The 17,949-nt window shown below is 59.9% G+C and carries 14 protein-coding genes; 11 read left to right on the plus strand and 3 right to left on the minus strand.

Features of this window, described 5'->3' with window-relative positions; translation table 11 throughout:
* Window positions 1-114 precede the first annotated feature (114 nt).
* Complete coding sequence (locus tag ACSEXS_RS16795) at window positions 115-792, minus strand: hypothetical protein (protein WP_438434390.1); 678 nt, start codon at window positions 790-792, stop codon at window positions 115-117.
* 531 nt (window positions 793-1,323) lie between these two features.
* On the minus strand, window positions 1,324-2,613 hold the full coding sequence (gene uraA / locus ACSEXS_RS16800) for a uracil permease (RefSeq protein ID WP_438434391.1): 1,290 nt from the start codon (window positions 2,611-2,613) through the stop codon (window positions 1,324-1,326).
* A gap of 197 nt (window positions 2,614-2,810) precedes the next feature.
* Between uraA and ACSEXS_RS16805 the strand changes: the two genes are divergently transcribed.
* The 10 genes from ACSEXS_RS16805 (at window position 2,811) to ACSEXS_RS16850 (ending at window position 16,002) form a co-directional block, all read left to right on the plus strand.
* Entirely contained in the window at window positions 2,811-4,994 is a 2,184-nt protein-coding gene (locus ACSEXS_RS16805) for a RelA/SpoT family protein (RefSeq protein WP_438434392.1), read from the plus strand.
* Window positions 4,995-5,017: 23 nt separating this feature from the next.
* Window positions 5,018-5,461, plus strand: a complete 444-nt coding sequence (dtd, locus tag ACSEXS_RS16810; RefSeq protein ID WP_438434393.1) for a D-aminoacyl-tRNA deacylase — start codon at window positions 5,018-5,020, stop codon at window positions 5,459-5,461.
* A 138-nt stretch (window positions 5,462-5,599) separates the two neighbouring features.
* On the plus strand, window positions 5,600-6,154 hold the full coding sequence (locus ACSEXS_RS16815) for an RNA polymerase sigma factor (protein WP_438434394.1): 555 nt from the start codon (window positions 5,600-5,602) through the stop codon (window positions 6,152-6,154).
* Window positions 6,151-7,953, plus strand: coding sequence for a WD40/YVTN/BNR-like repeat-containing protein (locus tag ACSEXS_RS16820; RefSeq protein WP_438434395.1), 1,803 nt, complete (start codon window positions 6,151-6,153; stop codon window positions 7,951-7,953). The genes ACSEXS_RS16815 and ACSEXS_RS16820 overlap by 4 nt, the downstream gene beginning before the upstream one ends.
* 10 nt (window positions 7,954-7,963) lie before the next feature.
* Window positions 7,964-8,197: a hypothetical protein gene (locus tag ACSEXS_RS16825; RefSeq protein WP_438434396.1), complete on the plus strand. Its 234-nt coding sequence runs from the start codon at window positions 7,964-7,966 to the stop codon at window positions 8,195-8,197.
* Between the two features lie 140 nt (window positions 8,198-8,337).
* Window positions 8,338-9,915, plus strand: coding sequence for a coproporphyrinogen III oxidase (locus ACSEXS_RS16830; protein ID WP_438434397.1), 1,578 nt, complete (start codon window positions 8,338-8,340; stop codon window positions 9,913-9,915).
* 631 nt (window positions 9,916-10,546) lie between these two features.
* Window positions 10,547-11,833 carry a histidine--tRNA ligase gene (hisS, locus tag ACSEXS_RS16835; protein ID WP_438434398.1) on the plus strand — a complete coding sequence of 429 codons (1,287 nt, stop codon included), beginning with the start codon at window positions 10,547-10,549 and terminating at the stop codon, window positions 11,831-11,833.
* Window positions 11,834-11,884: 51 nt separating this feature from the next.
* On the plus strand, window positions 11,885-13,678 hold the full coding sequence (gene aspS, locus ACSEXS_RS16840) for an aspartate--tRNA ligase (RefSeq protein ID WP_438434399.1): 1,794 nt from the start codon (window positions 11,885-11,887) through the stop codon (window positions 13,676-13,678).
* 95 nt (window positions 13,679-13,773) lie between these two features.
* The gene (locus ACSEXS_RS16845) at window positions 13,774-14,559 is read left to right on the plus strand and encodes a tRNA threonylcarbamoyladenosine dehydratase (RefSeq protein ID WP_438434400.1); all 786 of its coding nucleotides are present in this window, start codon (window positions 13,774-13,776) and stop codon (window positions 14,557-14,559) included.
* A gap of 126 nt (window positions 14,560-14,685) precedes the next feature.
* The gene (locus ACSEXS_RS16850; RefSeq protein ID WP_438434401.1) at window positions 14,686-16,002 is read left to right on the plus strand and encodes a replication-associated recombination protein A; all 1,317 of its coding nucleotides are present in this window, start codon (window positions 14,686-14,688) and stop codon (window positions 16,000-16,002) included.
* A gap of 195 nt (window positions 16,003-16,197) precedes the next feature.
* Here the strand turns inward: ACSEXS_RS16850 and mnmA are convergent, their stop codons facing one another.
* A complete protein-coding gene (gene mnmA, locus ACSEXS_RS16855) occupies window positions 16,198-17,307 on the minus strand; it encodes a tRNA 2-thiouridine(34) synthase MnmA (RefSeq protein WP_438434402.1) in 1,110 nt (369 codons plus the stop codon).
* Between the two features lie 222 nt (window positions 17,308-17,529).
* On the opposite strand from mnmA, the gene cymR reads away from it, so the two are divergent.
* On the plus strand, window positions 17,530-17,949 hold the full coding sequence (gene cymR / locus ACSEXS_RS16860) for a cysteine metabolism transcriptional regulator CymR (RefSeq protein ID WP_438434403.1): 420 nt from the start codon (window positions 17,530-17,532) through the stop codon (window positions 17,947-17,949).

Consider the following 17,949-nt stretch of genomic DNA (forward strand, 5'->3'; position numbering starts at 1 on the left):
AAATTAAACGGCCTCTCTCCCATGGAATTCAGGGCGAAGGCCGTTTAACCGATTTTTATTTTTTGTGCTGTCTACCTGACGGGGGGCAACTCACTTTCAATACAATTTTGCACGCTATTGCGTTTTTTCGATTAGTGCCCGTAATTCCTTATAGTTGCTCTGGTTATCCTTTGCCCATTTTGCATAATTTGAGGGTGAGATTTTAGCGAATTCCACCTTTTGGTCCGGTTCGAGGAGACTCTCCAAGGCTGGAACGAGGGAAGTGTTGCCTTGCTCCATTTGATCAAGAATGAGGGGGATAACCGGGATACCGAGTTTGGCAATTTCATCGGAACCTTTCTTTTCGGCAACAAGTTTGTTGAAGTTCTCCGGCAAATCGCTCAAATGAGTTTTCCAACGACTCGACCATTGTTTTGCGTTTACCCAACCGAAGTGGTCTCCTTTCAAGTCCACTTTGGCAATCCGTTCGCCTGCGATCGCAAGAATGTACTCGCGCAATCCGCTTTCCTTACTTTCATCCACGAGTTTTTCCAAAACAGGTAAAGCAGCCGGACCTATGTTTACGATTGCGTTGAATTCTTCGTTGTCTTTCACATAATCATAAGGGTTCGAACTGGAAGCGAGAGCAGGATTGGTTACTTTAAGTTGATCAATTCTCTCCATCATGGCATTCACGTTTTTGTTGACTTCTTTTTCAGCTGCGGAAACATGTGAACGGGTGAACAAAGTGAACGATAATAAGGCAATTATGACCACGCCAACAGAAAACAAAATTGTCTTTTTAGTCCTCAATATTACCCCTCCTGAATTAATAGTACCCCATAACCCATGCGCCATAATAGGGATTGCCTAGAGCGGACCATTGATCCGATCCAGTGTTATAAGGCGCCCAGCTTCCATGCTTGAACCGCTCCAATCCTCCCCACTTTGCAATAGTGCTTGATCCTAAAGCAGCTGAGGATCCCTATCAAAAAAAATGGTTGATTCCGTATACTCATATAGACAACTGTGTGCATCCTTTTGTTAACCATATTTTTTTCTTTTTCTTTAGTCCCGGAGGTTCAGGACGCTTGCCTTCACGGCGATCAACTCCGTTTATACGCATGTCCCGTAAAGGTATGCCCGCTGATAATACCCCCATCGAATCATTCCGCGCTTACCTAAAGACGGAAACGTTTGCAATTCTCATTCAAGCGAAACGAAACAACCTGTCGCCGAATGGGTTTCGGCGACAGGTTGTTTTGTTGGTTAAGTACTTTTATTTGGGGGCCAGTTCCGTTTCCTCCGTGAGCCCACAGCTCTTTTTTCAGAAATTCGAAAACCTTACCGTTCTTCGTTATCCAGCTTCAGCACTTCGAACAGCTTGAACAGCAGGCTCAGGATAATGGCGACGACGGTGGCGAGCGCCATGCCCTTCAGCTCGAAGTGGCCCAGAGTGAACTTGGCGCCGCTGATGCCGATGACCAGTACGACGGCGGTGAGGATCATGTTGATCGGCTTGTCGTAGTTGACTTTCGATTCCACCAGCATCCGGATGCCGGAGACGGCGATGATGCCGAACAGCAGGATCGAGACGCCGCCCATGACCGCAGCCGGAATGGCCATGATCAGCGCGGCCAGCTTGCCACAGAAGGCGAGGACGATGGAGAAGAGGGCGGCACCCCCGATCACCCACGTCGAGTAGACCTTCGTCATGGCGAGCACGCCGATATTTTCTCCGTACGTAGTGTTGGGAGTCGAACCGAACAGGCTGGACAGCACCGTAGAAATGCCATTGCCAAGCAGCGAGCGATGCAGGCCCGGGTCTTTGTTCAGATCCTTGCCGACGATGTTGCCGGTAACGACCAGGTGCCCGATATGCTCGGCGATGACAACGAGGGCTGCAGGCAGGACGATCAGGAAGCTGGACAGATCAAAATGCGGGGTGTAACGGGTGGGAAGGTCGAACCACTTGGCATTCTGTACGAGATCCCATTGGACCAGGTCGAAGAAAACGGGGGCGGACAGAATATAGCCGACGATGATCGCGATGAGGATCGGAATGATCTTCATGAAGCCGCGGAAGAGGATATTGCCGAAGATGATGATCGCCATCGTGATGACCGCGACGATGACGGTGTGGGGATCGATATGGAAATCGGCCGCTTTGACGCCTTCATCGGGGATGAATCCCGCCATGCGGGCCGCGACGGGAACGAGCTCAAGGCCGATGACGGCGACAATGGCGCCCATGGCTGCCGGCGGGAAGACGACGTCGATCCAGCCGATGCCGACTTTGCCGACCAAGAGGGCGACGATGATGAAGATGACGCCGACGCCCATAAAGCCGAATAACGCATCTTCGTAGGAACCGGTGCCGCCGGGGCCGAGAATGACAAAGACGGGAGAGAGAAAGGCGAAGCTCGAACCGAGGTAAGCGGGGATTTTGCCTCTGCAAATGAAAAGATAGAGGAGAGTGCCGATGCCGTTCATCAGCAAAATCGTGGCGGGATTTACATGGAAAAGATTGGGAACCAGAACATTCGAGGCAAACATGGCGAACAGATGCTGCAGGCTGAGCGGAATGCTCTCGACCAGCGGTGGTCTTTCATTCACTTGAATCACGCGCGACAAAATACTTCCCCCTTAAGATCATAATTTGTTGCCGGGTATCGAAAAATATGCCTCGACTATCTTAGCAGAAAACCTTAGTCCGTGCCTAGTGTCTAATTTATGCCCAAATTTTCGGCAGGAACATCGGTTTTCTTGACGAAGCGGGACGGCAAGGGCATAATTGAAGCTAAACCAGTTATCCGGGAAAGGGTCTCAGCATGGGCATTGAGCAACTGATTCAGAAGGCATCCGCCTATATCAAGAACAGCGACCTCGTCCGCATCCGGGAAGCCTATGAGTTTGCCGACCAGGCGCATCAGGGGCAGCTCCGCAAGTCGGGCGAGCCTTATATTTTGCATCCGCTTGCGGTGGCCGACATCCTCATTAACATGCAGATGGATGCGACCTCGATCATCGCGGCCCTCCTCCATGACGTCGTGGAAGACACCACCGTGTCGCTCGATGCCGTGCGCCAGCAGTTCGGACCGACCTGCGCTTCCATCGTGGACGGCCTCACGAAACTGGAGAAGATCAAGTTCAAGTCGAAGGAAGAACACCAGAACGAAAACTACCGGAAAATGTTCGTGGCCATGGCCCAGGACATCCGGGTCATTCTCATAAAGCTGGCCGACCGCCTGCACAACATGCGCACCCTGAAATACCAGTCGGAGGAAAGCCAGCGGCGGATCGCCGAAGAGACGCTGGAGATCTTTTGCCCGATTGCGCACCGGCTCGGGATTTCGGCGATCAAGTGGGAGATGGAGGACATCGCCCTCCGCTACCTGAACCCTCAGCAGTATTACCGGATCGCCAACCTCATGCAGAAAAAGCGCACCGAGCGCGAGCAGTACATCGAGAACGTCATCGGCATGATTCGCGAGAAGGTCGGCGAGATGGGCATCGAGAGCGACATTTCGGGGCGTCCCAAGCACATCTACAGCATTTATAAGAAAATGTCGGAAAAAAGCAAGCAGTTCAACGAAATCTACGACCTGCTCGCCATCCGGGTGATCGTCGACAACATCAAGGATTGTTATGCTACGCTTGGTATCATTCATACGCTGTGGAAGCCCATGCCCGGACGGTTCAAGGATTATATCGCCATGCCCAAGGCGAACATGTACCAGTCGCTCCACACCACCGTCATCGGCCCGAACGGGGAGCCGCTCGAGGTACAGATCCGCACCTGGGAAATGCATCGCACGGCCGAATACGGGATCGCGGCCCACTGGGCCTACAAGGAAGGAACCGTCGTTCCCGACGGCACCTTCGAGGAAAAGATGAACTGGGTGCGGGAAATCCTCGAGCTGCAAAGCGAAGCCAAGGACGCCTCGGAGTTCATGGAATCGCTGAAAATGGACTTTTTCTCCGACCTCGTCTTCGTGTTTACTCCGAAGGGCGAGGTTATTGAGCTGCCCGCCGGTTCGGTGCCGCTCGACTTCGCGTACCGGATTCACACCGAGGTCGGCAACCGGACGATCGGAGCCAAGGTCAACGGCCGCATCGTGCCGCTCGACTACAAGCTGAAGAACGGCGACATCGTCGAGATTCTCACCTCCAAGCACTCCTACGGACCGAGCCAGGACTGGATCAAGATGGCCGGTTCCTCCCATACGCGGAGCAAGATCAAGCAATACTTCAAGAAAGAGAAGCGCGAAGAGAACGTAGAGAAGGGCCGCGAGGCCGTCGAACGGGAGCTGAAGCGCCTGGGCTTCGATCCGGGGGCGCTCATGACCGACGACAAGCTGCAGGAAGTGGCCTCGAAGTACAACTTCAACGACATCGACGATATGCTGTCCGCTGCGGGCTTCGGCGGCATCACTCCGGCGCAGATCACCACCCGACTGACCGAGAAACTGCGCCGGGAAGCCGAAGCGGACAATCTGCTCCAGCTCACGAGCGAGCTGAAGGAGGTCAAGTCGGCGCCGGAGAAGGAGAAGAAGAGCCGGCCGACGCACGGCGTGCGGGTGAAGGGCGTGGAGAACCTGCTGGTGCGCTTCGCCCGCTGCTGCAATCCGGTTCCGGGCGACGAGATCGTCGGCTACATCACCCGCGGCCGCGGCGTATCGGTACACCGCGCAGACTGTACCAATCTGCCCTCCACGACGGACGATGAGAACCGTCTCATCGAGGTGGAATGGGCCGAGGATGCCGAGGCCAACTACACAGTCGAGATCGAGATCACCGGCCACGACCGCCGTGATCTGCTGCGCGAGGTGCTGCAGGCGGTTTCGGAGACGAAGACGACGATCTCCGCCGTCTCCGGCCGCTCCGACAAGAATAAGCTGGCGCTGATTCACATGACGATCCTGATTCACAACATCGACCACCTGACTTCGGTCGTGGACAAGATCAAGCGGATCCGCGATGTCTATTCGGTGCAGCGGATTATGCAGACGTAATCGATTCTGGAGGGAAGCGGCTCATGAGAGTGGTGATCCAGCGCTGCAAGCGGGCGCGCGTTACCGTGGAAGGAAAGGTGACGGGGGAGATTGGGTCGGGCCTGATGGTGCTGGTCGGCGTCACCCATGAAGATACCGAGAAGGATGCGAAGTACCTGGCCGACAAGGTGGCGGGGCTGCGCATCTTCGAGGACGAGGAAGGCAAAATGAACCGTTCGGTAACGGACGCTGGCGGCAGCGTGCTGTCGGTGTCCCAGTTCACCCTGTACGGGGACGCCCGGAAAGGCCGCCGCCCGAGCTTCATTGAAGCGGCAAGGCCCGAACAAGCCGAGGGCTTGTACGAGGCCTTCAACGCGTTCGTCCGAGCGAATGGCCTGGAGGTTCAAACCGGCGTATTCGGAGCCGACATGGACGTGGAGCTGGTGAACGCAGGACCGGTGACGATCCTGCTGGACAGCCGGGAGTGAGCATGGAAGACTTTCAGGATCGCCTTTGGCTTCCGCGAGTCCCGTTTTGGCGGGATACGCGGACGCAGGCGGTCCTTTTTTTATACACCGGGAACCGTTCCGGGGCTTAGGGTGTCTATATCGGCAGGGGGGAGTCCATTGGAGGAATACGAGCATCTGCTGCACGCCGGGAAAATGGACGCCATCACGTTCGACCGCCTGATGAAGGAATTCGGGCAGGACGTGTGGAGCTACGCCTATTTCCTCACCCGCGATTATCATTTTGCGAACGATATCTCGCAGGAGGTCTTCCTCCGGGTCTACCGCAGCTTCGCCTCCTTCCGCGGCGAGAGCTCGATGCGGACCTGGCTGCTGAAGATTACCCGCAACCTCAGCCTGAATTACCGGCGGACCGCCTTCTTTCGGCGGGTGCGGGTTCAGGCTGAAGTGGAGCCGGGCATTCGCTCCCGTTCGGCCGAGGAGGAGTTCATCGAGCAGGAAATCCGCGATGAACTCTGGAAGGTGATCCTGGGCTTGCCTGCCGGCTTCCGGGAGGTGCTGCTGCTGGAAATCCGTTATGGCTTTACGATGAAGGAGATCGCGAAGCTGACCGGCGTATCGGAAGGCACCGTCAAGTCGCGGCTCTCGCGGGCGCGGCGGAAGGTGTCGGCGGCGGTTCAATCAGCAGAGCAAAAGGAGGGCGAGCGGGCATGAACGACGAAAAGCCGGAATGGTACGAGCGGATTGCGCCGGAGCCGTTTGCGCATCCGCCGTTTACGGATGCGGCGGCCCGGCAAGTGAAGGCGCGCCTGTCGGGCAATCGACGCGGCAGGCGTCCGGCCCGGCGGACCGTCTGGGCGAGCGGTGCCGGGCTCCTGATCGTGCTGCTGCTCGCCGGATTTTGGGCGAACGAGCGGCTCCAACACAGCGCCGCAGGCGGGCCTTCCCCGGGGGCTTCCGCTGCGATTGCCGGCAGCGTCGGCCAGCGGACCGGGCAAGCGGCAGTGGAGTATGTGCGAAGCCGGGTGAACGCCGTTCGCAGCGTGGAGGAGCTGGAGGCGCTCGTGGGAAACCGGTCCCAAGCGGTAACGGAGCTTTCGATCGGCGGGAAAGCGGCGGATCAAGGAACCGGAGTCTGGCCGAATCTGCTCGGCCGGAAGAACGCGGGCACCTACCGCTATGATTTCGGTGTAGCGGAGGGGTACTCGCCGCAGGCAGCTACTCCTTCTCAAGACTGGTACGACTATGAAGGGCTGGAGTCCGGCAAAGTTGCCGGTTCCTTGCTGGTCCAAATTCAGGGCAATGAGGTTATCCCGCTGAGCCTCGCGTACACGCCCTCCAATCAGCATGGAATTGTTAAGGAGAGTCTGCTCGACTCCTCCGCATCCGAACCGCTGGCGTCCTCGCCTCCCGGAGACAGCGGAGAGCCAACCGGCGAGTCTCCCTCTGCATGGGATTGGGAATGGGGCATGACGGTGAGCGCCGCCGATTTCCCGGATGAGCTGAAAGGCCTTCATATGCTGGACGAGCGTAAGGGCTGGGCTTACGGCATGGCCCTCTGGTTCACGGAAGACGGCGGGGAGCACTGGACGAAACGCTCTCCCAAAGAACTGGGATTCGGATACACAGCCATCGATCCGGCCTTTGTCGGTTCTTCGCATGCTTGGTATGTGACGCCCAATTCGGCCCTCGAATCCAGAATGCCGACGCTGGTCGTGCACCGGACGGCGGACGGCGGCAAGACCTGGGCGAACGCCGATTTGCCGCTTACGGAGCCCGGGGGCGAATGGAAGACCATCCGCATCGTCTTCGCGGACGAGAAGAACGGATGGGTTCTCTTGACGGGTCAGACGGAAGCGAATGCCGGGACGAAGAAGGTGCTCTTCCGGACAACTGACGGCGGAGCGACGTGGGCCCGGAGCCTGCAGACGGAAGGCGGAAGCGATTCGCTCGAAGGCGTGCAGGGCGTTCCCAATGGAATCGTGTTTCGCACTGTGCTCGAGGGATTTTTGACGACCACCGGCTTCGACGCGCCCTATGTTTACCGAACCGCCGACGGAGGCCTTTCGTGGAATCGGGAACAGGCCGGATTCCAAAGCCAGCGGGGAGACGCGCTGCCTCCGATGTTCTTCGGGGAAGATCGGCTGGAAGGCGTGCTGCCGGTTTGCCAGTTCGGCCAAACCTGGTTTTATCGCACTTCGGACGGAGGACAAACATGGGGGAGTCCGGTCTCCGCTCCTGCCGTCTTCTCCCCTTCCCATCCCGAAAGACTAATGTTCGCCGATGCCGACCACGGCTTTTATCTGGAGGACAACGGGGGCTTCAGTTCTTTAATGGCAACGACGGATGGGGGCGGCTCCTGGCGGAACATGGGGATCACACTCATCGGCGAACAACCGTCGCTGCAATTTATTTCCCCGGAAATGGGCTGGTTGACAAGCGACGCCTCACTCGTGGGCATTACTCATGGCGGAAATGCGTTTCACACCTACCGGAACCGGACGCTGAAGTGAAACCGGGCGGATGCCTCCGCCGATCATCGGGCATACTGTTGCCGAGGTCAGTCTCGCGAAGGAGGAGCCGTCCGTGCATCTCTCGGCGAAAGAACGGCAAATTCTGGCCGCTTCCCGGCGGGTGATCGGGATCAATCTGCAGGAAGCCCACAATGCCGAAGCCTCGAATGACTTCGGCAGCCTCGGCGATCCGGCGACAAGCCGCCGCAAGCCCAAAGGCGAAGGTCCTTATCCCGGTCGATAGATCGAACAAGTCCGCTCTTCCCCGTGAAGAGCGGGCTTTTTTTGACGTAGGCTTCCCATTCCCTTTGACCCTGGGCAGGCCGTTCGCTACAATGGAGAGACGATCTTTTTCAAGCGAGGAAATGGAGTTGGATAAACCGCATGAACATCCTGGTGAGACGAACCGGCTTCGCCGATCATCAATTGGAGTTGTTTCACCTCGTTAAGCAATTTTTCGAGGAGGCCGAACTGTTCTACGATCCCGAGCCTGGGGCGGAAGTGCCCGAGTGCGATCTGGAATTGACGCTTCATGCCGCGGTACAGGAGGAGGCAGTCACGGTGAGCGCGACGCTCCGTGCGCTGACCGAACGGGCCGGGTTTGCTTCCGAGCCTCCGTTTACCGCAACCCATACCAGGCCTTTGCCGGCTCGGGAGCAGGAGGAGCTTCGCCGCACGGTCAAACGGGCCGTAGGGTATGTCTCCGCTCTGCTTCTTCAGGAAGCTACCGGCATCCGACTGCCGTGGGGCATCCTGACCGGCGTCCGCCCGACCAAGCTGCTGCATAATCTGCTGCGAAGCCAGACCCGCGAGGAAGCCCTTCGCATTCTGCGCGACGATTACCTCGTGACGGAGGAGAAGGCGCGTCTGGTCACCGAGATCGCGGAACGCCAACTGAGTGTCATCCCCGACCTGTTTCACCTGGACGATGAGGTGAGTGTCTACATCGGCATCCCTTTTTGCCCGACCAAATGCGCGTATTGCACCTTCCCGGCCTATGACATCCGCGGCAACAACGGGTCCGTCGATGGGTTCCTGGAGGGGTTGAAGTATGAAATCCGCGAGACCGGAGCCTGGCTGAAGGAGCGGAAGCTCGGCATCACCACCCTGTACTTCGGCGGCGGCACGCCCACCAGCATCGAAGCGGATCAGCTCGATTTGCTGTTCGAGGAGCTGCACCGCTTCTTTCCGGGAATGGAGTCCATCCGCGAGTTGACGGTCGAAGCGGGCCGTCCCGACACGATCACGCCGGACAAGCTCGCCGTACTGAACAAGTGGGGCGTCGACCGGATCAGCATCAACCCGCAGAGCTTCACCCAAGCGACGCTGGACACCATCGGGCGGCATCATACCGTCACGGAAACGGTGGAAAAGTTCGAGCTGGCGCGCGGGCTCGGCATGTCGAACATCAACATGGACCTCATCATCGGCCTGCCGAACGAAGGGCTCGACGAGTACCGCCATTCGTTGAACCGGACGGAGGAGCTGCTGCCCGAGTCGCTGACCGTGCATACCCTGTCGTTCAAGCGCGCCTCGCGGATGACTCAGAACAAGGAGGACTACCGCGTAGCGGAGCGGGATGAGGTGCAGGCGATGATGGACCTGACGAACGAATGGACCGCCGACCACGGATACGTGCCTTATTATTTGTACCGCCAGAAGAACATCCTCGGCAGTATGGAGAACGTCGGCTATTCGTTCCCGGGCATGGAGAGCCTGTACAACATCCTGATGATGGAGGACCGCCAGACCATCGTCGGCCTCGGCTGCGGCGCGGTGAGCAAGCTGCTCCATCCGGCGGCAAGCGACGAGCAGCGCGGGCATGAAAAGATCGAGCGGTTCCCCAATCCGAAGGAACCGCACGCGTACAACGAGCATTACCGGGAATACACGGAAAAGAAGCTCAGGCTACTCGATCAAGGCTACGGCCATCGGGCGGACGCGGCAAAAAGCGTTTTGTAACGCAACTGTAATCTGTCCTTCATGTTCCTTTAATGTCGGGCGTCTATACTAAACCCATGACCCCCTTTTGAATAGAGTACGGCTTAGAGGCCGGCGGCGCGGTGCCGCTTGGCCTCCTTTTTTTGCAGTTGCAGGCGGGCATCCGGGAAGGTCCCAAGCTCCCGCAAAATTGACGGCTTGACTTTCCTTTCGGGTAACGTATACAATCGTATACAATAACAAAAGCTGACACACCGATTCGACGATGGGACAAAGTAATCCGGTTGACGGCCTCTACAGAGAGGAAGCCTTGGCTGCAAGCTTCTGTGGCGCGTACGGATGAAAGACCTCCCGTAGAACCGGCGGCGAACACCGGAAACGGACCCGGCCCTTAAGGCGGACGTTTGGAGGACCAGTAGCCGTCTGGCGCACACCGGGCGTTAACCGGACAATGAGGGAACGTCCCGGCCGTCGAAGGCTCTCGTTCGCGTCTGGTTCCAGACCGCGGCGCGAGAGGCGGCGAACGTTCCGAATCAAAGGTGGTACCACGGGTGACTGCAACAGTCCTCGTCCTTGGCGAATGTCAAGGGCGGGGGCTTTTCTTATCCCCGGATAATCTGGCGGAAGTTGAGCAAGTATGGAGGGAGTCGACATGAATTTCCAGAAGCCGAAAGGCACCCCGGATTTCCTTCCGGGCACCGTAGAGAAATGGCAATACCTCGAGAACACGGCGCGCGGGCTGGCCGAGCTGTACCGATACCGCGAAGTACGCACCCCGATCTTCGAGCACACCGAGCTGTTTAAGCGGGGCGTGGGCGAGACGACGGACGTCGTGGAAAAGGAAATGTACACGTTCGCGGACAAAGCCGACCGCAGCATCACACTGCGGCCGGAGGGAACGGCGGGCGTGGTCCGCGCTTACGCGGAGAACAAGCTGTACGCCGACCCGGACGTGACCAAGCTGTATTACGCCGGGCCGATGTTCCGCTACGAGCAGCCGCAGGCGGGACGGATGCGCCAGTTCCACCAATTCGGCATCGAGGCGCTCGGTTCGGCGTCGCCCGCAATCGACGCGGAAGTCATCGCGTTCGGCTATGACTACTGCCGCAAGCTCGGCATCCGCGAGGTCCGGGTGGAGATCAATTCCGTCGGCACGGCGGACATTCGGGCCCGCTTCCGCTCCAAGCTGCTGGCGTTCCTCGAGCCGATGAAGGAGGAGCTGTGCCGGGACTGCCGGAGCCGGATGGAGCGGAATCCGCTGCGCGTGCTCGACTGCAAGATCGACCAGCACCGCTTCGACGGCGCGCCGTCGATCCTGGACGAGCTGGATGAGGACAGCCGGACGCACTTCGAGCAGGTCCGCGGCCATCTGGACGCGATGGGTGTACCGTACGAGGTCAACCCGCGGCTCGTGCGCGGCCTCGATTATTACACGCTCACCGCGTTCGAGTACAAGGCGGCCGGAATCGGCGCCATCGACACCATCGGCGGAGGCGGCCGTTACAACGGCCTCGTCGGCCAGATCGGCGGCGAGGAGCACGATCAGCCCGGCGTCGGCATGGCGCTCGGCCTGGAGCGCGTGCTGCTTGTGCTGGAAGCGCAGGGAGCGGCGATTCCCGACTACGCTCCGCTCGACTTGTACCTGATTGGCCTGGGCGAACGCGCCGAAGCCGAGACGGTCCGGCTCCTGCACGAAGCGCGGGCGGCGGGGCTCGCGGCCGACAAGGATTACCAGGGCCGCAAGATGAAGTCGGCGATGAAATCGGCCGACCGGCTGGCGGCACGCGAGGTGGCGATCCTCGGCGACGACGAGCTCGACGCCGGCGAGATCAGCGTCAAGAATATGGCAAGCGGCGAGCAGCGCAAGCTGCCGTTGAACGAGTTTATCCGCGTCCTGGCGGAGGCGAAGCGGCAAGCCGCCGACGAAGGGCGCTCCTAACCCGGTTAGCTTCGGGAATAGACCAATCCATAATTGTGGGGGAGAACCAACATGACATTGGCAAGAACGCATCAATGCGGCCTGCTCACCAAGGAGCAGATCGGACAAGAGGTTACGCTGAACGGCTGGGTGCAGCGCCGGCGCGACCTCGGCGGCGTACTGTTCATCGACCTGCGCGACCGCAGCGGAATCGTGCAGATCGTCTTTAACCCGGATTATTCCGGGGACGCCCTGAAGATCGCCGACCGCGCCAGGACCGAGTATGTCCTGGCGGTCAAGGGCACGGTCATCGCCCGCAGCGCCGACACGGTCAACCCGAACCTGAAGACCGGCGATATCGAGGTGCGCATCACCGAAATCGAGATTTTGAACTCGGCCAAGACGCCTCCCTTCTTCATCGAAGACGGTGTCGAGGTGGACGAGGCGCTGCGGCTGAAATACCGCTATCTCGACTTGCGTCGTCCGGAGATGCAGCGGACGCTGTACCTTCGCTCCAAAGCGGCCAAGGTGTTCCGCGACTTCCTCGACGAGAACGGCTTCCTCGAAGTGGAGACGCCGATCCTGACGGCCAGCTCGCCGGAAGGCGCACGCGATTACCTCGTTCCGAGTCGCGTGCACGAAGGAGAATTTTACGCCTTGCCGCAGTCGCCGCAGATTTTCAAGCAGCTCCTGATGGTCTCCGGCGTGGAGCGCTACTACCAGATGGCCCGCTGCTTCCGCGACGAAGACCTGCGCGCCGACCGGCAGCCGGAGTTCACCCAGATCGACATTGAGACCTCGTTCATGGATGAACGCAAGCTCCAGGACATGATGGAAGAGCTGATGGTCCGCCTGTTCCGGGAAACGAAGAACATCGAGATTCCCCGTCCGTTCCAGCGCCTGACCTGGGCGGAAGCGATGGACAAATACGGCTCCGACAAGCCGGACCTGCGCTTCGGTCTGGAGCTCGCCGACGTGTCCGACCTGGTGAAGGACAGCGGCGTCAAAGTATTCGCCTCCGTCGTGGCCGGCGGCGGCATCGTCAAGGCGCTGAATGCCAAGGGCTGCGGCTCCTGGAGCCGCAAGGAGCTGGACGATCTGGCTCCGTTCGCCTCCCGGTACGGCGGCAAGGGCCTCGCCTGGATTCAGGTCAAGGAAGGCGAATGGAAGGGGCCGATCGTCAAGTTCCTCACGGAAACGGACATCGCCGCTCTGACCGAACGCCTGGGAGCAGAAGAAGGCGACGTGCTCATCTTCTCCGCCGATAAATTTAAGGTCGTCAACGATGTCCTCGGCAACCTGCGCCTGAAGATCGGCCGCGACCTCGGCCTGATCGACGAATCGGCGTACAAGTTCGCCTGGGTCGTCGACTTCCCGCTGCTCAGCTACGACGAGGAAGCCGGACGCTATGTGGCCGAGCATCACCCGTTCACCCGCCCGAAGGACGAGGATCTGCACTACTTCGACACCGAACCGCTGAAGATTCGCGCCCAAGCCTACGATATCGTGCTGAACGGCTACGAAGTCGGCGGCGGCTCGCAGCGCATTTACCGCCGGGACGTCCAGGAGAAAATGTTCGACGCCCTCGGCTTCACTCCGGAGCAGGCGAAGGCCAGCTTCGGCTATCTCATGGAAGCCTTCGAATACGGCACCCCGCCGCACGGCGGCATCGCCTTCGGCTTTGACCGGTTGGTCATGCTGCTCGCCGGACGCACCAACCTGCGCGAGACGATCGCTTTCCCGAAGACGGCCAGCGCCACCGATCTCTTGACGAACGCGCCGACTCCGGTCGACGACAAGCAGCTGGAGGAGTTGTCCATCCGGATCGCCTTGAAGCAGGCGGCCGCCAAGCCGGCCGCGAACTGAGTCAGGCTGCAGGTTCCCGGCCGGAAGCCGGAGCGTAAGCTTCGCGGCCGGAACCGACTGGACCCCGATCACCGCAAGGAGGTTAAGAGAAGCCCATGCTGCACCAATTTTCCCGCAACGAGCTGGCGATGGGGCCGGAGGGCCTCGCCGTCCTGAAGAACTCCACGGTGGCCGTGCTCGGCATCGGCGGCGTCGGCTCGTTCTCCGCCGAGGCGCTGGCCCGCAGCGGCATCGGCCGGATCATCCTGATCGACAAGGATGTCGTCGACATCACCAACGTCAACCGGCAGATTCATGCGCTGCTGTCCACCGTCGGCCAGCCGAAAGCGAAGCTGATGCAGGACCGCATCCGCGACATCAACCCCGACTGCGACGCCGTCGCGCTGCAGATGTTTTACACGGAAGAAACTCACCGTGACCTGTTCGACAATTACAAGCTCGATTACGTCGTCGATGCCTCCGATACGGTCGAATACAAGATTCACTTGATTATGCAATGCCTGGAGCGAAAAATCCCCGTGATCTCCAGCATGGGAGCGGCCAACAAGATGGACCCCACCCGCTTCCGGGTGGCGGACATCTCCAAGACGACGGTCGATCCGATCGCCCGGGTCATCCGGCATCGGTTGCGCAAGGCCGGCATCAAGAAAGGCGTCAAGGTGGTCTTCTCCACCGAGGAGCCGATCATTCCGCGCGAGGACATCACCCAGCAGATCGCTCCGGCGAACGCGAAGACCCGCAAAGCGAAGATGCCGCCCGCGAGCAACGCCTTCGTGCCGTCCACGGCGGGGCTGATCATGGCGAGCGTGGTCGTCCGCGAGCTGCTCGCCCAGGCCGGCGGCGATTGGATGGCCGAGCGCAAGGGCATCCAGCGCGACTAGAGACGGGGCGGGCAAGCCGGAACCCGTCCGAACATGGTATAATGCAAGCATGCAGCGGTTCTGCGCCCGAAGCGCGCCGCGCATGCTTTTTCTTTTTTTAGGATACGAGAAGGCGGTTGAGAGCGAATGGATTTGTTCAGCTATCAGGCGGAACAGGAGCCTGCGGGCAAGCTGCTTGCCGATCGCATGCGCCCGGAGACGCTGGAGGACTATATCGGACAGGAGCATTTAGTCGGCCAGGGCAAGCTGCTGCGGCGGATGATCGAGGCGGACCGCATCTCGTCCATCCTGCTGTACGGGCCGCCCGGGACCGGCAAGACGACGCTCGCCCACATCATCTCGCGCCGGACGAACAGCGATTTCGTCAAGCTGAACGCCGTGGATGCCTCCGTCAAGGACGTCCGCGAGGTCATTGAGCAAGCGCAGTCGAACAAGGCGCTCTACGGCCGCAAGACGATTCTGTTCCTCGACGAGGTGCACCGCTTCAACACGGCGCGGCAGGATGCCCTGCTGCCGGCGGTGGAGCAGGGCACGATCATCTTCATCGGCGCTACGACCGAAAACCCGTTTCATCATGTAAACGGGGCGCTTCTGTCGCGGTCGACGCTGTTTCAACTGCACGCGCTCAACGAGGAGCATTCGTATATCGCCTTGAAGCACGCCCTTGCGGATAAAGCCAGGGGCCTCGGCTCGCTGCCGATCACGGCGGACGAGGAGGCCCTGCGGCACATCGCCCGCATGGCGAACGGCGACATCCGGCGCGCGCTGAACGCGCTGGAGATCGCCGCCCTCACGACCCCGCCCGAGGCGGACGGGGCCGTCCGAATTACCCTGGCGGCCGCGGAGGAATCCGTCCGCCAGCCGACGGTCAAGGCGGACCCGTCGACGCAGTACGACGTCTTGTCCGCCTTCCACAAGAGCGTACGCGGCTCCAGCGACGCCGCGCTGTTCTGGTTCCTCTATGCCGTCGAGAAGCTCGGCATGGACCCGATGACCTTCTTGCGGCGGCTGATCGTCGCCTGCAGCGAAGACATCGGCCTGGCCAACCCCCAGGCGATGGTCCAGGCCGTCACGGCCATGGACGCCTACCACAAGATCGGCTGGCCGGAAGCCAAGTACAACGTCGCGCAGGCGATTCTCTTCGCGGTGGAGAGCCCCAAATCGAACAGCGTCGCCATGACCATCGGCAAGATCGAGGGCGCGTTCGAGCAGGTCGGCACCGCCGAGGTGCCACTGCATCTGCGCGACGCCCATTACCGGGGAGCCGAGAAGCTCGGGCATACCGGGTACAAATACCCGCATGATTATCCGGGGCACTATGTCGAGCAGCAGTACCTGCCCGAACCGCTCAAGCATGCGGTGTTCTTTCAGGCGAGCGGACAGGGCACGGAGGAGAAGATGCGGCAGAACCAGGAGCGCCGCCGCCGGTCGGGGCCGGAGTGAGGCTCGCATCTGGCTCTTAGGCGTCATCTGGGGAGGGAGTGAGGCTGGCATCGTCCGCCGTGCCCTTTGGCCGCTTCCCGTATAAACGACGTCACGTGGACTAGCTTCATCCGTTCGGCCTAATAAACAACCCCCTGCGACGGTTCGCAGGGGGTTGTCTGTGTGGTGATCCGGGCGTCCGAAGCCGCGCCGGGGTTATTTCAGCTTGACCACCCGGTCGATCGTGCCGCCGCCGAGGCAGACCTCGCCGTCATAGAAGACGACGGCCTGCCCCGGGGTTACCGCTTTTTGCGGCTGGCCGAAGACCACGTGGATCGTGCCATCCGGCAGGGTCTGGACATGGACCTGCTGATCCGGCTGGCGATAGCGGAACTTGGCCGTGCAGGCGAAGCCGGCGGCGGAGCCTTCCGGCGGGTAGCCGCCGATCCAGTTGACGCCCGTCGCCGTGAGCGAGGTGGAATAGAGCCGGTCGTCCTGCTCGCCCTGGACCACATACAGCACGTTGTTCTCCAGATCCTTGTCCGCCACGAACCAGGGCTCGCCGGTGCCGGAGCCGCCGATGCCGAGGCCCTGGCGCTGGCCGAGCGTGTAATACATCAGCCCGTCATGGCGGCCCTTGACCTCGCCCTCGTAGGTCTTCATCTCTCCCGGCTGGGCCGGCAAGTATTGGCTCAGGAACTCGCGGAAATTGCGTTCGCCGATAAAGCAGACGCCGGTCGAGTCCTTCTTCTTCGCCGTGGCGAGCCCGGCCGCTTCCGCGATCTCCCGGACCTTGGGCTTCGGGAGGTGTCCGATCGGGAACATCGCCTTGGACAACTGGTACTGATTCAGCGCGTTCAGGAAATACGTCTGGTCCTTGTTGCCGTCGACGCCGCGCAGGAGCCGGTAGAGGCCATCCGCCCCGCGTTCCACCCGGGCATAGTGGCCGGTCGCGATATAGTCGGCTCCGAGCTCCAGCGCTTTCGCGAGAAATTCGCCGAACTTGATTTCACGGTTGCACATCACGTCCGGATTGGGCGTGCGGCCCTTGCGGTATTCGTCCAGAAAATAGCTAAAGACTTTATCGTAATATTCCTTCTCGAAATTGACGGTATAACAGGGGATGCCGATCTGGGCGCATACCCGGCGGACGTCGGCGGCATCCTCTTCGGCCGTGCAGACGCCGAACTCGTCGGTGTCATCCCAATTCTTCATATAGATGCCGATGACCTCATAGCCTTGCTCCTTGAGCAGCAGGGCGGCGACGGAGGAATCCACGCCCCCCGACATGCCGAGCACGACCCGGGTCTTGCGGTTGTCTGACATCGGTTTTTCCTTCCTTCCCAAGAGACTCGCCTCATTGTACCACATTCGCAGCGAAAAGTTAGCCCGGTGCATTTTCACCTGCCGCCGTTTATGGTAACATATCCGATAGGCATTGATGGTCTTCAGACAGCCGAGCGCGTTAAAACCGGTGAATTTCGGCCAAAATGAGGAGAGCGGGCCATCCGCAGATTTCCTCCCAACTTAATCAAACGAGGTGCCATTTTGAAAATATCGACTAAAGGACGATACGGACTCACCATTATGATGGAGCTTGCCGCCCGAACCGGCGAAGGACCGACCTCCCTCAAAAGCATTGCCGAGCGGAACAACCTGTCCGAGCATTACCTGGAGCAGTTGATCGCTCCCTTGCGCAACGCCGGGCTCGTCAAGAGCATCCGCGGCGCTTACGGCGGCTATATCCTGTCGAAGCCGGCCGCCGAGATCACGGCAGGAGATGTTATCCGGGTGCTCGAAGGGCCGATCAGCCCGGTCGACTTCACCGATGAGGACGACCCCGCCAAGCGCGACCTCTGGATGCGAATCCGCGACAGCATCGCCGAAGTGCTGGATTCGACCACGCTGCAGTCGCTCGCGAACTACCACGACGAAGGCAAGTATTCGAATTACATGTTCTATATCTAG

This window comes from Gorillibacterium terrae, from assembly GCF_051594785.1.
Classification (GTDB): Bacteria; Bacillota; Bacilli; order Paenibacillales; family NBRC-103111; genus Gorillibacterium.

Excerpts from the sequence above, each read along its gene's own strand:
- ACSEXS_RS16805 (WP_438434392.1), top strand. The coding sequence starts at position 2,811 with ATGGGCATTGAGCAACTGATTCAGAAGGCATCCGCCTATATCAAGAAC.
- dtd (WP_438434393.1), top strand. The coding sequence starts at position 5,018 with ATGAGAGTGGTGATCCAGCGCTGCAAGCGGGCGCGCGTTACCGTGGAA.
- ACSEXS_RS16820 (WP_438434395.1), top strand. The coding sequence starts at position 6,151 with ATGAACGACGAAAAGCCGGAATGGTACGAGCGGATTGCGCCGGAGCCG.
- ACSEXS_RS16825 (WP_438434396.1), top strand. The coding sequence starts at position 7,964 with ATGCCTCCGCCGATCATCGGGCATACTGTTGCCGAGGTCAGTCTCGCG.
- ACSEXS_RS16830 (WP_438434397.1), top strand. The coding sequence starts at position 8,338 with ATGAACATCCTGGTGAGACGAACCGGCTTCGCCGATCATCAATTGGAG.
- hisS (WP_438434398.1), top strand. The coding sequence starts at position 10,547 with ATGAATTTCCAGAAGCCGAAAGGCACCCCGGATTTCCTTCCGGGCACC.
- aspS (WP_438434399.1), top strand. The coding sequence starts at position 11,885 with ATGACATTGGCAAGAACGCATCAATGCGGCCTGCTCACCAAGGAGCAG.
- ACSEXS_RS16845 (WP_438434400.1), top strand. The coding sequence starts at position 13,774 with ATGCTGCACCAATTTTCCCGCAACGAGCTGGCGATGGGGCCGGAGGGC.
- ACSEXS_RS16850 (WP_438434401.1), top strand. The coding sequence starts at position 14,686 with ATGGATTTGTTCAGCTATCAGGCGGAACAGGAGCCTGCGGGCAAGCTG.
- mnmA (WP_438434402.1), bottom strand. The coding sequence starts at position 17,307 with ATGTCAGACAACCGCAAGACCCGGGTCGTGCTCGGCATGTCGGGGGGC.